Origin of the sequence: Mycobacterium sp. (assembly GCF_035499775.1) — a bacterium.
In the GTDB taxonomy this organism is placed as follows: Bacteria; Actinomycetota; Actinomycetes; order Mycobacteriales; family Mycobacteriaceae; genus Mycobacterium.
The window spans coordinates 1-14,872 of sequence record NZ_DATJYB010000346.1; the positions used below are offsets into that span (position 1 = coordinate 1).

Annotated in this window: 8 protein-coding genes and 1 pseudogene; 6 read left to right on the forward strand and 3 right to left on the reverse strand. The window is 68.3% G+C overall.

Annotated features, from left to right (window positions below; translation table 11 throughout):
- Positions 1-143 precede the first annotated feature (143 nt).
- Together VML93_RS21640 and VML93_RS21645 are read right to left on the reverse strand one after the other, a co-directional pair.
- Positions 144-545: a PAS domain-containing protein gene (locus VML93_RS21640; RefSeq protein WP_325613851.1), complete on the reverse strand. Its 402-nt coding sequence runs from the start codon at positions 543-545 to the stop codon at positions 144-146.
- A gap of 213 nt (positions 546-758) precedes the next feature.
- Positions 759-1,805 carry an aminoglycoside phosphotransferase family protein gene (locus VML93_RS21645; protein WP_325613840.1) on the reverse strand — a complete coding sequence of 349 codons (1,047 nt, stop codon included), beginning with the start codon at positions 1,803-1,805 and terminating at the stop codon, positions 759-761.
- A 480-nt stretch (positions 1,806-2,285) separates the two neighbouring features.
- Here VML93_RS21645 and VML93_RS21650 point away from each other — a divergent pair, with 480 nt between their 5' ends.
- The 6 genes and pseudogenes from VML93_RS21650 to VML93_RS21675 form a co-directional block, all read left to right on the forward strand.
- A complete protein-coding gene (locus VML93_RS21650; RefSeq protein WP_325613841.1) occupies positions 2,286-3,044 on the forward strand; it encodes a class I SAM-dependent methyltransferase in 759 nt (252 codons plus the stop codon).
- Positions 3,045-3,374: 330 nt separating this feature from the next.
- Positions 3,375-5,069, forward strand: a complete 1,695-nt coding sequence (locus VML93_RS21655) for a fatty acyl-AMP ligase (RefSeq protein ID WP_325613843.1) — start codon at positions 3,375-3,377, stop codon at positions 5,067-5,069.
- Positions 5,066-5,995: an acyl-CoA desaturase gene (locus VML93_RS21660; RefSeq protein WP_325613844.1), complete on the forward strand. Its 930-nt coding sequence runs from the start codon at positions 5,066-5,068 to the stop codon at positions 5,993-5,995. Before VML93_RS21655 ends, VML93_RS21660 begins: the two co-directional genes overlap by 4 nt.
- A 5-nt stretch (positions 5,996-6,000) precedes the next feature.
- Positions 6,001-6,996, forward strand: a complete 996-nt coding sequence (locus VML93_RS21665) for an acyl-CoA desaturase (protein WP_325613852.1) — start codon at positions 6,001-6,003, stop codon at positions 6,994-6,996.
- Between the two features lie 2 nt (positions 6,997-6,998).
- The gene (locus VML93_RS21670; protein WP_325613846.1) at positions 6,999-7,310 is read left to right on the forward strand and encodes an acyl carrier protein; all 312 of its coding nucleotides are present in this window, start codon (positions 6,999-7,001) and stop codon (positions 7,308-7,310) included.
- A pseudogene (locus VML93_RS21675) lies at positions 7,294-9,051 on the forward strand (AMP-binding protein); the annotation flags it as partial. The gene VML93_RS21670 and the pseudogene VML93_RS21675, both read left to right, overlap by 17 nt.
- Before the next feature lie 684 nt (positions 9,052-9,735).
- Here the strand turns inward: VML93_RS21675 and VML93_RS21680 are convergent.
- Positions 9,736-14,872 (reverse strand): SDR family NAD(P)-dependent oxidoreductase (locus VML93_RS21680; protein ID WP_325613850.1); only part of this gene is annotated, 5,137 nt, incomplete at its 5' end.

The following is a 14,872-nucleotide window of genomic DNA, read 5'->3' on the forward strand; positions in this document are numbered from 1 at the left end:
GATCACATCACCCGACTGACCCGATCCCTGGAACTTCTCCTGCCCGCCATCGTCGCCGACACCTCACTGCCCTACTTTCGGCAATTCCTCGCCCGCGAATCCCTACGCCGCCCCCAAGCCACCGACTCAGCTAACTAAGCACGCTAACGCTCGTCCAGCCACAGCCGCTCGGTCAAATTCTCAAACGTCACCAACACCACCGGATCATCGCGCCGCTTCAGCGCCGACTTACTCATCCGTGCCCGAACCGTCCAACCCTCACGGTGCTGCAGCTCCACCACCAGATTCGCCAGCAAATGGACACTGAACAGCGCGGACAACGCGGCCGGCACTGTGTGGAAGATCTCAGGGAAAGCCAGCCCCGCCAGGCGGTCCTGCTGGTAACCCACCATGTCGGCGAACGCCGTGTTCGCAAACAAGATGGTGCCCTCCTGCGCGATGGCGAGCGTGGGCACCGGAATCCGTTCCAATACGACCACCGCGGGCAAGCGTTCCAGGATGTCCGACGCCGAATCGCCGGACGTCCTATTACGCCGCCGATCGATCCCCTGACCCCCGTGCATGCCAGCGCCGTCGCGGGGGTGGCCGGGTGAGCCCTCGCCACTTAAGCGCGCATCCGCCATGCGTCGCAGGGTAGCAATGCGACCGACCAAATAAAACCGGAAGGATGGAATCTGCAGGTATCCCAAAGGTTGAGACTCGGCCTGGTGTGCTACGGCAAGCGGTCGACCAAGGGTGCGCCTGGTCAGCGATCTCCTTTATGAAGGTGAATTGCGCGCGCTTGAACGATCGAATCCGGACAGCCCGGCGGCGACGTCAAGCACCGGAGCCACGTGGGTGGCCCACCAGGTTTGGTGGTTGGGCTGGGTGGCGCGCTTGTGCCACAAACCGGCAGCATGGTGCAGCCAGGTCAACAGAATGGCAACGCGTTCGTCGACGCGTTCGCTGTCGCAGAAGTCCGCGTCGGCTCGCTCACGGGCGACGCGCAGCGCAGCACGCTCACGGTCTGAGAGGCCACCCACCCGCAGCCGCTCGGCGACGAGTGTGCCCAGATCCGCTCGCTCCATCTGGCAGCTCACTGTCAGGACCATCAGGTACTCGTCGATCAGCGCAGGCTGGCCGGGCCGGGCCCCGCCCCAGTCCACGATGCCGGTGACCGGGCCGCTCGCCCCGCCCATCCGAACGTTGCCGGGCGTGTAGTCGCCATGCGTCCAACTCACCTGGATGCGCCGACCGACCACGGCCTGGCGCAGCATCCCGCCCAGCCGCTCCAGGTGGGGAAGCAGGTGTGGATCCAGCCGGCGGCAAACATCCATCAGAACCGCCACCGGTTCGACGACCCACCGCCGCAAGAAGCAGACGTTGTCGACGACGACGGGCGTGGCAGTCCGCCGGTGCAGCGGCGCGATGGCGCTCAGGGCCGCCGCAGTCAGCTCCTCGACGTGGTTGGGCCGGCCAGTCAGCAAGTCAGCCAGGTCCACTCCCGGCCGATACGACTCGACGCTCACGGTCGTATCGGCGCGCTCGTCGAAGGCCACAATCCGCGGCAGCAGTTCGCGCCATTCGTCGTCGAGGCCCGGGTGGATGGCGAGTTCGGCGAGTACGCGCCGCTGGGTGCGCAATTCGGCGGCCCCGAGCAGGCCGCGGCCCACCTTCAATACCGCCGCGGGCGGCCCCTGCTCGCCGCGCACCAGCAGCGCGACGCTGTCGTCGATGAGGTCGGCAGGAGGCGTGCCCAAGGCGATGTCGATCAGGCCGATCGGGAGTTCCGGGAAACCGCTGACGTCGATCCGCCTCGTGCTCATCGGCCGGCCACCGGCGACTCGATGCGGACAGGCGTCGACCCGCCGTGACCCGATTCGATTGAGGTCGAGGACGAAACGTTGGTCATGTTTCGGTTGCCAATCTGTACGTGAAGAAGAAAGATGTCTACGTTTGGTTCACCTTTGTGGTTCGGCGCCGAAACTTGTTGTGGCGGTGGACCAATCACCGCCGGCCGACCCCGAACCAGTTGTCTGCTGTCCTCCTAAGGTCCGATGCTCCCCCTGACAAGCCGACACAGATGGCGGGTCGCTGCTACGGCCGGGCACCTCGGCGTGGCAATACCTGGGATGCTCTCGCCTTCAGCTTTACATACCAATCCGCTTATTGTAGTCAATTAACAGACTTCCAGTCTACGGAGACCTGTAAAGGATTCGAGAACTCTGGCCGGCGCGGCAGAACAGACCGCCCGGGCGAACGCAGCGTGACGCGGGACGCCGGGGAAGCCCGCTACCGTGGCAACGATGAACGCCGGTGCTGATCCGCTCGAGTTGACCCGCGCTCTGCTCGACAGGACCGCGGTGGTGCGCCATGGTTTCCTCGACGTGTTGGGCGAATCGACGAGCTCTCCGGTTCCGACGTTTGCCCAGCGGGCCATGAACAGCCCCTTCGTGGCGACGGTGTACGAACGGCTGTGGCGTCCGACCTCCTTCTACCTGGCCAGTGGCGTCACCGCCGGGGCCGAGCAGCGCCGCGCGGCATCAGCCCTCAAGCTGCCGACTGCCCAACGATTGCTCGATGTCGCCTGCGGGCCGGGCAACTTCACCGGACCGCTGGCAAAGCAATTGCCGCAGGGGAGCCTGGCGGTGGGATTCGACATCTCCGAGCCGATGCTCAGCCGCGCGGTGCTGGACAACAGCGGGCCGCGCACGTGTTATGTCCGCGGCGACGCCCACATGTTGCCGTTCGACGACGAAACATTCGACGCCGTCTGCTGTTTCGGCGCGCTGTACCTGGTGCCTCAGCCGTTCCGGGTCGCTCACGAGATGGTTCGGGTGCTGCGGCCCGCCGGCCGGATCGCGATCCTCACCAGTTGCGCCGGGCAGGCGGCTCCGATCGAAAAAGCCCTGAAGGCAGGCGCTGGGATGATTGGACTAAAGATGTTCGACCGGAACGACTTCGTCGACCTGTTCTCGTCGGCCGGCCTGGTCGACATCGAGCAAGAGACACAGCGCGCATTGCAGTTCGTCGCCGCCGGAAAGCCACCCGCCAACACCGGGTAAACGTCGCCTGCACGCGCTCAGAATCCGGACACGCCCAGCGTGCGGGCCTTTTCGGGTACTCAGGTGTGACGCGAGTGACCGCTGCGCCGCATTTATGGCCGTCGGGTTACCGGTAAATATGAATGCTCCCGAATATCCTGCGGCCCGCACCGACCGGGCGTTATAGTCGCGGCTATTACGCGGGCGTCAATACAAAGTTGTCAGACGTTCCGCCGGGCTCATTGGGTTAGGGGATCCCGTTGATCGTGGCTGTTGAGTGGTTACCTCGCACGCCCGGGTGCCCTTTGCCGGGCGATCCGGTTCGGTCGAGCGCGGGGTGGGGAGCCGAGATTGCCTGACGACCTTCCGACGCTTCTGCACGTACTGGCGGCCGGATCCTCGTCCGACCGGCTCGCATACCTATTCCTCCCAGACGGGACTTCAAACACCGAGATCCGGTGGACCTACGCCGACGTCGCCGCGCAATCGGCGGCGTTCGCCGCACATCTGGCCGACCGGGGCGTCCGGGCCGGCTCCCGCGTGGTGCTCGCGGTAAATCCCAGCCTGGAGTTCATCGCGGCGATGTTCGGCATCATGCTGCTCGGCGCCGTCCCAGTGCCCAGCTTCCCTCCCTTGAGGCCACGGGAGCTCGACAGGTTCCACGCGATCACCGTCGACTGCGCGCCCGACGCGATCGTGATCGACGCGATGTTCAGCGCGACGATGGAGACCCTGCAGGAACGCCTCCGGCCGGCGGGCCTGGATCCCCAGCTCTGCTACCCCGACGAGCTGCCGTCCTGGCCGGCCGCCGACCTCCCGACCGTTCAGGCCGGCCCCGACGACCTCGCGCTGATCCAGTACACGTCCGGCTCGACGGGAATTCCCAAGGGCGTCTGCCTCACCCACGACAATCTGGTGAGCAACTGCGAAGCGATCATGCGCAACATGGGCCCGAACCCGGACCGCGTCATCGTGTCCTGGCTGCCGCCGTACCACGACATGGGGTTGATGGGAACGATCCTGTACGCCTTCTACCACGGCTGGCCACTGATACTGATGTCGCCGTTGAACTTCATTCAGGAGCCGCGGCTCTGGTTGAAGGCGATCTCCGACTACCGGGCAGTCACCACCGTCGGACCCAACTTCTCGGTCGACATGTGCACCGACGCGATCAACGCCGGCGAAGCCGAAGGCCTGGACCTGTCCACCCTCACCGAGTGGTACTGCGGCGCCGAGCCCGTCAGCATCGACACGCTGACGCGGTTCGAGGAGGCGGCCGTGCCGCTCGGGTTCAATCCGAAAACCATGCTCCCCTGCTACGGCATGGCCGAGGCGACGCTGTTCGTCTCGGGCAAGCGTCGCGGGACCCGCTGGCACACCGAACGCGACCCGCAGCCCGACGGCGACGGCCGCGACCTGGTCAGCTGCGGCGACGTGGACGCCGGCCACACGGTCCGGATCGTCGACCCCGTCAGCCTGCTGCCACTGCCGGACGGCGGGACCGGCGAGATCTGGGTAACCGGGCGCAGCGTCGCCGTCGGCTACTACAACCGCGAGGACGTGACCCGCGAGGTGTTCGGAGCCCAACTCCCCGGCGACGACCGGCGCTACCTGCGCACCGGCGATCTGGGCTTCCTCCACGACGGCGAGCTCTACATCAGCGGCCGCATCAAAGACCTGATCATCGTCAACGCCCGCAACATCTACCCCCAGGACGTCGAGGCGGCCGTCGGGCGCGCGGCTCCGAGTATCCGTCGGGCGGTGGCGTTCTCGATGTCCGCTCAAGGTTCCGAGCGCCTCGTCGTCCTCGCCGAAGCCGGCCAAGGGGACGACCCAGACGACCAATTCGAGGCGATCGTCGAAGCGATACGCACCAATGTGACGGCAGAGTTCGGCGTCGGGCCCGACGTCCACCTGTGCGCGAAACGAACCATTCCCACCACGACGAGTGGAAAACTCCGCCGCCAGGAGGCCAAGCGGATGTTCCAGTCGGGCGAGGTGACCGTGATGCACGCCGACCGACGAGCGATGGAGTACACGGGATGAGCACCGACGCCGCAGAATCACGAACCCGGGCCGATCGCACCGAACCCGAACGCGACGTGCTCGCCTCGCGTCTCGCCTACCTGACCGTCGGCCTGCCGACGCTGGGCACGATAGGTGCCGTCGCGTACGCGATCTACGACGGGTTGACGGTGACCGACGTGGCCTTGTTCCTGACCATGTTCGTGATCACCTCGCTGGGCGTGGAAGCGGGCCTGCACCGCTACTTCACGCACCGCTCTTTCGAGGCGTCCGAACCGGTGAAAGTCTTTCTCGGCGTGGCCGGTTCGATGGCCGCCCAGGGACCGATCATCTTCTGGGTCGCCAACCACCGGCTGCACCACGCCTTCGCCGACACCGACCGCGATCCGCATTCGCCGAAACCGCGCGGACCGGGCTTGAAGGGTCGGGTAAAAGGGTTGTGGCACGGCCATCTCGGCTGGCTGTTCACCGTGAAGAAGATCGACTGGAGTCGGCACACCCGCGACTGGCTGGCCGACTACCGCGTCGTATGGATCAATACCGCGTACTTCTGGCTGGTGCTGCTCGGCATCGTGGCCCCGGGCCTGATCGGCCTGGCGGTGACGCAGACGCTGCACGGCTTCGTCGGCGGCGTCCTGTGGGGCGGTTTCGCGCGCATCTTTGCGCTGGACCACTCGGTGTGGGCAGTGAACTCGCTCGGCCACACGATCGGAAACCGCGAGTTCGACGTGCGCGACGGGAGCCGCAACATCGGGGTGCTGGCGCCGCCCACGATGGGCGGGTCCTGGCACAACAACCATCACGCCCGGCCGGTGCTGGCGCAGACCCGTCAACACTGGTGGCAACTCGACCTGGCCGGGGAGTTCATCAGGTTGCTCGACCATGCCGGACTGGTGCGAAACGTCCGATATGCCAATTCTTCTGAGCGCAAAGAGGTGGGGCAGTGACAACCATGAAAGCCACAGGCACCACCGACGAGTCGCTGCTGCGCGCGATCGTGCAGCTCGACCCGAGGAGTGCCCGCGCCAAAAAGGTGGTCGCGGGGGCCACCATCGGGGTGCCGACCATCGGGTTCGCCATCGCGATCTACCTGATGATCATCGGCAAGGCCACCGCCCTGGACTACACACTGTTCGCGGTGTTCTACGCGATCCACATCTTCGGCGTGACGGTCGGCTACCACCGTTACGCAGCGCACAAGTCCTTCAAGACATCTCCGTTCTTCGAGGGCGTGCTGATGATCACCGGATCGATGGCGCTGGAGGGCCCGGTGCTGCACTGGACGGCAACCCACCGCCGCCACCACCGGTACGCCGACGAGATGGGTGACCCGCATTCGCCGCACTTGAGCGGAGACGGTTTCCGGGGAGCGATGAAAGGCCTTTGGTACGCCCACATTCCGTGGATGCTGAGCGACCAGGAGTCACGGCTCAACGTCTTCGCGCCGGACGTGCTGCGCAACCAGCGCCTCTACTTCTACAACCGGACCTATCAGATCTGGGCGCTCACCGGACTGCTGCTGCCGGGCGCTCTCGGGTGGGCCATCGGCGGCACGCCCTGGGCCGCGTTCTCCGGCTTCATCTTCGGCGGCCTGGCGCGGGCCTGCGCTGCCAACCAGGCGATGTGGTGCGTCGGGTCGATCAGCCACATGGTCGGGTCGCGCCCGTTCGCCAACCGCGACGACAGCGCCAACAACTGGCCGGTCGCCTTCCTGACCTTCGGCGAGGGCCTGCAGAACAACCACCACGCCTTCCCGGGCGCCTACCGGCACGGAATGCGTTGGTGGGAACCGGATATGAGCGCCTGGATCATCTACGGCCTGTCCAAGGTGGGCGTCGTGTGGGACCTGCACATGCCGCCCAAGAAGACGATCAACAACAAGTTGCGGCGAAACAGACTCAACAACGCGAATCCCCAACTGCCCCGAGATATCACAGAAGAGGTTTGACCATGTTCGGAAAACAGAACCCGCAGATCGAGGGACCGCTCACCTACGACTCGTTGCGGTCGTGGATGGTGGAGGACCTGGCCCGCCGGTTGCGTTGTGCCCCAGAGGACATCGACACCACCAAGCCGTTCGACGCGCTGGGCCTGGACTCGCGTAACGCCGTGCAGATTTCGGGTGCGCTGCAGAAGGTGGTCGGCAAGCGACTGTCCCCGGCTGTGCTGTTCGACCACGAGACCATTGACGCCCTGGCCGACTACCTGGCCGGCGAGCTGCAGATTCCGGGCCGGACGGGCGGTCTTGACCCAGTTCCCTGATCCCCCGGGCGGGGAGTTCGCCATCCCCTCGGTGGTGCGCGAACGTGCCAGCCTGGTGCCCAACGGACCCGCGTTCACGTTCGTCGACTATGCCGCCGATCCCGCCGGCGCCAAGGAGACGCTGACCTGGTCGCAGCTCTACCGTCGCTCCTGCGGTGTGGCCCAGGCGCTGGGCCGCAGCGGCTCGAAGGGCGACCGGGCCCTGATCGTCGCGCCGCAGAGCCTCGACTACATCGTGGCGTTCGTCGGCGCGCTGCAGGCCGGAATGGTCGCCGTGCCGCTGTCGGTGCCCCAGCTCGGCGAGCACGACGAGCGGACCAGCTCGGTGCTGGCGGATTCGACGCCGACGGCCGTGCTGACGACGTCGGCGGTATCCGCCGGGATGCAGCCCTACCTGCGGGGCATCGGGCCGGCGCCGGCGGTGATCGAGGTCGACCTGCTCGACCGGGTGGCCCCGACCAAGTTCACCCGCCATGACCTGAGCGACTTGAACGATCAGGTCGCCTACCTGCAGTACACGTCGGGGTCGACGCGCACGCCCGCCGGGGTGATGGTCTCGCACCGCAATCTGGCCGCCAACTTCGAGCAGGTAATGCGTTGCTACTGGGGCGATTCCGACAAGGCCGCGCCGACGGACACCACGATGGTGTCGTGGCTGCCCTTCTACCACGACCTCGGGTTGTGGATCGGGGTCAGCTCGCCGATGCTGGCCGGCTTGCATTCCGTGGTGTTCAGCCCGATGTCATTCCTGATGCGCCCGGCCCGCTGGCTGCAGCTGATGGCCGCCTACCCCAAGGTGTTCACCCCGGCCCCGAACTTCGCGCTGGACCTGGTGCTGCGCCGGGTCACCGATAAGGATCTCGTCGGGCTCGACCTCAGCGACGTCGGGCATGTGATCAGCGGAGCCGAGCGGGTGCACGCCGCGACGCTGCGTCGGTTCGCGGATCGGCTGGCACCCTGCGGTCTACGCCCCGAGACGCTGTGCCCGTCCTACGGTTTGGCCGAGGCGACGGTGTACGTGGCGGCCAGCCCGGCCGAGACCTACCCGAACGTCGCGCATTTCGACACCGAGAAGCTGGCGGTCGGTGTCGCCGAGCGTTGTGCGGGCGGGACCGACCAGGGCTTGGTCGGCTACGCGGTGCCGGAGTCGCCGTTGGTCCGCATCGTCGACCCGGAGGCCAGGACCGAGCTGCAGGCCGGAACCGTCGGCGAGATCTGGGCGCACGGCGACAACAACGCGCTGGGCTACTGGCAGCGGCCCGACGAGACCGAGCGGACCTTCAAGGCTCGTCTGGTCGACCCCTCGGCGGGTACGCCCGAAGGCCCGTGGCTGCGCACCGGCGACCTGGGCGTGATCAGCGAGGGCGAGCTGTTCATCATGGGCCGCATCAAGGACCTGCTGATCATCTACGGCCGCAACCACTACCCCGACGACATCGAGGCGACGGTCGGCGACATCACCGGCGGCCGCGTCGCAGCGATCTCCGTCCCCGGCGACCAGGGTGAGCAGCTGGCGGTCATCGCCGAGGTGCTGCCCGACGGCTTCTCCGCCGACGAGGTCGCCGAGGAGGTGGAAGCGCTTGAGCGCGCGGTCATCTCGGCGGTGTCAACCGGCCACGGGGTCCGGGTGGAGGCATTCCTGCCGGTCCCGCCCGGCTCGCTGCCGCTGACCACCAGCGGCAAGGTCCGGCGCGCCACGTGCGTCGAGATGTACCGCAGCGGTGGGTTTGTCAGGGTCGACGCCGACGACGAGTTCGACGACGAGGCCGCTGCCGGCGCCGACGACGTGCTCGTCGTCGACGGGCGCAACCACTGCCCGGACGACATCGAGGCCACCATCAGCAAGATCACCTCAGGGCAGGCCGCTGTGATTTCGGTGCCGCGCGATCCGGACGAGGAGTTGGTCGCGATCGTCGAACTCACCACGGAGCAAACGGGTTCCGCCGACGGACCGACCCCCCGGTTGCGCGCGATCAAGCGGGACATCATGTCGGCGCTGTCGACCTCGCACGGGCTGCGCGTCACCGATCTGGTTCCGGTGCCGCCCGGGGCGCTTCCGGTGGCCAGTGGCGGCAAGGTGCGGCGGTCCGCGTGCGTCGAGCGCTACCGCAACAACGAGTTCAAGCGTCTTGACGTGTCGGCGAACATGCTCGACGACACCTGGTAGGGCTTGGTTCAGCAGGCGGGCGATCCCACCTGTCACTTCCGTCACCGCGCGCACGTTGACTCATACCGTCGCGCTGTCGACGCGGCCTGGCGTAGCGAGAGCGCGGCCGACAAATCTACGACCGGGTCAGCAGCAACTTGTACGCGGTTGCGCTGATGTTCGCCGCCCGCCACACCCAGACCGGCGTGCCACGCCAGCCCACCGGCTATCAGCGACGAATTCCGTTGTCGCGCAGAGGCGGACAAAAGGACATCCACCTCACAGCGCGGCGGCCACCAGCTGGTCGGCGAGCCGCGCGCCAAGCGAGGCCACTCCCCCGCCGCGGCTGAGCTCCATCGCCGAGATCTGCACGTCCAGCGCGACGTTGACCCTGGTGCGCAGCTCGGCCGCCATCAGCGAGTCCAAGCCGAGTTCGGTCAGCGGGGCGTCCCGGTCGACCATTTCGGCGGGCACACCCAACACCGCGGCCAGCTGTTCGCAAAGCAGGTGGGTGACCGCTTCGGCCCGCTCCTCGCTCGACATCGCCGAAAGTTCGGCGCGCACCGACCCGCTGGCCTCGTCGGCGACCTTGGCCGCCTTGACCTGCTCGGCGAATCGCGCAGTGCCTGACGACGTCGGGTACAGCGCACCCCACACCGCCCAGTCGACGTCGGCGATCGCCGCCTGCACTGGGCGCAGCCCGATCGCCACGTCCAGATACGCGCAGGCGGCGTCCAGGGCCAGCGGATGCACGCCGTTGAGCGCCAGGAACGCGGCGAGCTGCTCGCTGGTCGCGGCCATGCCTCCCTCCAGCGATCCCCAGTTCACCGACAGCGCCGGCAGTCCACGGCTCGCTCGGTACTGGGCCAGCGCGTCGAGCGCCGCATTGGCTGCCGCGTAACTGGTCTGCCCGATGGTCCCGGCCTGGCTGGTCACCGAGCTGTAGAGCACAAAGTGGTCGAGCTCGGTGCCTGCCAACGCGTCGTGAAGGATGTACGCGCCCTTGGTCTTTGGCGAGAGCACTGTGTTCAGGCCCTGCCGGGTGAGCTTGGTGACCGGCTCGTCCGCCAGGACGCCGGCAGCGTGGAACACGCCGCGCAGCGGCGGCCCGTCGGACAGCCGGGCCAGCAGCGCGTCCACGCTGGCCCGGTCGGCCACGTCCAGCTGCTCGACGCGCACCTCGGCGCCACCGGCCCGCAGCGCCTCCACCGCGGCCTGCTGCTCGGGGCTGGCGGCACCACGCCGACCCGCCAGCACAATGCAGCCGGCACCCTTGGCGGCCAACCACTTTGCCGTGGCCAGGCCGAAGTCTCCGAGCCCGCCGGTGACCAGATACGCCGCGTCCGAACGGATTTCGGTGACCGGCCGGGCCGGCTTGATCGGCGGCTCCGGCTCGTTGAAGTCCAGCACGATGCGGCCCAGATGGGTCGAGCGGGCCACCTGGCTGAAGGCATCCGCCAGCTGCGACACCGGCATGATCCGGGTGGGCAGCAGCTCGTACTCCCCCGCCCGCAGCGACGCCAGAACTTCGCGACTTACCTGCTGCGCCAGGTCTTTTCGGTGGGCCATCATGCGATCCATGTCGACGGAGATCAGCGACAGGTTCTTGTTGAAGACCCCCATGTCGATCAGCCGGCCGCCGAAGATCTCGGTCTTGCCGACTTCGACCACCCGGCCGAACTCCGCGGCCGCCTCCATCAGCGCCAGCACCGCCTCGCCGGGAGCCGAGTTCAACACGACGTCCACGCCGTGCCCCCCGGTGAGCTGCTGGACCTCTTCCACCGCCGACAGCGACCGGGAGTCGATGACGTGCTTGGCCCCGAGCGTGCGCAGCAGGTCGGCGCGCTCCGGGGAGGACGCGGTGGCGATCACCTGAGCACCCGCCTTGGCGGCGACCTGCACGGCGGCCATGCCCACGCCGCCGGCGCCGCCGGCCACCAGCACCCACTCGCCGGGCTGCACCCGGGCCGCGTGCTTGAGCGCGTACTGCGCGGTCATGAACACCACGACCGACCCGCACGTCTCCAACGACAGGCCGTCGCCGGGTTCGAAGGCACCCGCGTCATGTCCGACCGTGATGTAGCGGCGGGCCATCCCCGGGACGCTCACGAATCGGGACTCGCCAACCGTGAACCCGCTGACCCCGGGACCGATCCGGGTGACGACCCCCATGCCCTCCATCCCGAGTTCCGTGCCGAACCAGGTGCCGGCGAGCTCGGCCTCACCGAGCACACCGAGGATCTTCATCGGATCCTTGAAGTTCAGGCCGATGCCATCCATCCGGATTTCGATCTCACCGGGCCCGGGGGCGCGCCGCGGGATCTCCCGCAAGAAGAGGTCGGAGAGTCGTCCGGGGGGCGCTTCCATCTCGAAGTTGGTGTCCAGGTCGTCCAGCGGCTGGGATTCTTCGAGAGGTTCCAGGCGGCCGGACAGGCTGGACTGGTTGACGATCACCTTCCGCACGTCGTCGCGCAGGGCCACCTCGTCCGCGTCGTCGCTCGCGTAGGCCTCGGTGACCAGCGATTCCAGCACGACGGTGGACAGCTGGCCGGCGTGATCGACGTCGACGATCCGCCAGCTCAGGTTCGGCTGCTCGTTGCGCAGCACCCGGCGGGCGCCGACCAGGGCGGCCGCCGCCAAGTCCGGCTCGTTCTGGTCGCCCGGCACCTGCACCGCGCCGCGGGTGATCACCAGGCCGTGCATCGGCAGGTCCGAGCCGCCCAGCAGCGCCTCGTCCTGCACGTTCTGCATCGCGCGGGCCGACCCGCCCAGCATCGCGGGCAACTCGCCGACGCGCGCCATCGGGTCCCGCGCCGAGCCCTCCTCTGCGACCGCGATCAGGGTGACGATCATGGGGCGGGTGTCGTCTCCGTCGGCCGCCAGCAGCCGGCGCAATTCGGCCTCGACTTCGGCGCAGATCTGTTCCGGATCGTCGCCGCGGACCGTGAGCACGCCCTCGGTGCCGCGTTCGGTCGCGTAGTCGCGGGCCCACGAGGTGGACTGCTCACCGGCGGCGATCAGCAACATCCGCTCGCCGGCCAGCGCGGTGGCCTTCGCGGCCGTATGCCGGGGCGGCCGCTCCTCGAACACCGGCTCCATCCACAGCCGTTCCAGCTCCTCGAGCACCGGCCGCGACGGCGTGATCGGCCGGAACTGCACCCGGTGCAGTTCGACCAGGACTTCACCGTTGGGGTCGGTGATCACGACGTCGGCGACCAGCGCGGCCTCTTTGGGCTCCGGCGCGAGGCGGGTGACGCCGACCAGCACCTGGTCGGTCAGCGGCGCGAACTGGCGCACGTGCTTCATCCCGGCCGGAACCACCGCCCCCACGGCGCCGGCGTCGGCACCTTCCAGCACAGCCACGCACTGCAGGGCGGCGTCCAGCACCGCCGGGTGGGCCTGGTGGTTGGAGGTGGCGACGCCGGTGTCGGTGGCGTCGACCCGAACCACCGCCCGGTCCTGGTCCACTTGCGCATCCACGATCCGACGGAAGGCCGGCCCGTAGGCCAGACCCCGCTCGGCCAAACGCGGATAGAGCGCATCGGCGGTCACGGTCGTCAGGTCGGTGAGCTCGGGCAGGCTCAGCGTCGGCCGGATCGCGCCGTCCACGACGCGCCCGTGCGCGTGCCCGGTCCAATTGGCCTCCGGGTTGGTCCGCGAACTGATCGTGAACCGCCCACTGGCGGCCTCCACGCTCAGGCGCAGCGTCGGGACTTCGGTGGCCTCCACCACCAGCGGACTGACGAACCGCACGTCGTCCAGCGCCGGGGCGGGCTTTCGGGTCAGCTGGGCGGCCGCGGCGAGCGCGGCATCGACGTAGGCAGTGCCGGGCAGCACCACCAGGCCCGCGACGACGTGATCGCGCAACCAGGGCAGCCGGGCCGTCGCCAGCTCGGTCCGCCATTCGGGCTGACCGGCGTCGACCGGGTCGCCGGGCAGCGCGAGCGCACCGCCGGTGCCCAGATGGAAGTCGGTGGCCGCCTGTTCCATCGACCACATCCGCTGCCGCTGAAAATGGTGCACCGGCAGGGGGCGGTGCGGCGCGACGCCGTCCGACGCGCCGGGAGCGCGTTCGCTGTCCAGAGCACCGACGACGTAAAGGTCGGCCAGCGCGGTCCGGATGCTGGCCCGGTCGTCGGCGTTGCGGCTCAGGGTGCCGATCGAGGTTCCCGTCTCACCCTTGCGAAGCAGGACCTCCTTGATGTTTCCGGACAGCGTCGGATGCGGGCCGATCTCCAGGAACACCCGATGGCCGGCCTCGACCAGCGCGTCCACCGCGTCACCGAATCGCACTGGGCGACGGACGTTTTCGGGCCAGTACTCGGCGCCCCAGTCCGGCCCGGTGACCTGGGCGGCGGTCACCGTCGAGTACAGCGGACAAACCGGCGTGCGTGGGGTCAGGCTGGACAGCTCCTCGCGCAGCGCGGGCAGGATCGGGTCCATCAGGTGCGAGTGGTAAGGCACTTCCACCCGTAGTTTCCGGACGAAGATGCCTTCGTCGGCCAGCGTTTCGTCCAGTTCGGCGATCGCCTCGTGGGTACCGCCCAGCGTCACACCGGACTCGCTGTTCACCGCCGAGACGCAGACATCCTGCCGACCGCCGATCCACTCCTGCACCTCCTCCTCGCTCAGCCCCACCGCCAGCAGCCCGCCCGAACCGGCGGTGGTGGCCTGCAGCCGCGAGCGGTGGTAGCTGACCTTGACGACGTCCTGCAGGCTGAGCATGCCGCTGACGTAGGCGGCGCTCACCTCGCCGACGCTGTGCCCGACGATCGCGCCGGGCCGCACGCCGTAGTGGGCGAGTTCGGCGGTCAGGCCGACCTGGACGAGGAAGTTCGCAGGTTGGGCGACCTCGGTGCGGGTCACCCGGGAGTCGGCTTCGTCTTTGCGCAGCTCGTCGATGATCGACCAGCCGGTCAGGTCGCGGAAGGCCTGGTCGATCTCGGCTGCGGCCTCGGCGAACGGCCCGTCCGCCTCCAGCAGGTCGCGACCCATGCGCCACCACTGCGGACCCATCCCGCTGAACACGAAGACCGGCGCACTCCCGTCGTTGATCGCGCGGCCGCCGGCGACCGATCCGTCGGCCACCGCCGCGAGCCGGGAGCTCAGGTCGGCGCGGTCGCTGAACGGCACGGCGAACCGATAGTTGTGCTGGGCCCGCCGCGACCACATGCCGTCGGCCAAGGCCGCCGGGTCCACCGTCGGGTCGGTGACCAGCGGAAGCAACTCGCGGGCCAGCGCCCGCGCGCCGGCGTCGTTGCGTCCGGAGATCGGTAGTACCTGGGCCGGCGCCTGCCGCACGCCCGATTCGGCACGTTGCGGTGCCTCCACCAGGATCGCGTGCGCATTCGCGCCGCCGTACCCGAACCCGTTCACCGAGGCCGCGGCCGTCTCGTACCCGGCCGGGAAGGGCTCG

Excerpts from the sequence above, each read along its gene's own strand:
- VML93_RS21645 (WP_325613840.1), bottom strand. The coding sequence starts at position 1,805 with ATGAGCACGAGGCGGATCGACGTCAGCGGTTTCCCGGAACTCCCGATC.
- VML93_RS21650 (WP_325613841.1), top strand. The coding sequence starts at position 2,286 with ATGAACGCCGGTGCTGATCCGCTCGAGTTGACCCGCGCTCTGCTCGAC.
- VML93_RS21660 (WP_325613844.1), top strand. The coding sequence starts at position 5,066 with ATGAGCACCGACGCCGCAGAATCACGAACCCGGGCCGATCGCACCGAA.
- VML93_RS21665 (WP_325613852.1), top strand. The coding sequence starts at position 6,001 with ATGAAAGCCACAGGCACCACCGACGAGTCGCTGCTGCGCGCGATCGTG.
- VML93_RS21670 (WP_325613846.1), top strand. The coding sequence starts at position 6,999 with ATGTTCGGAAAACAGAACCCGCAGATCGAGGGACCGCTCACCTACGAC.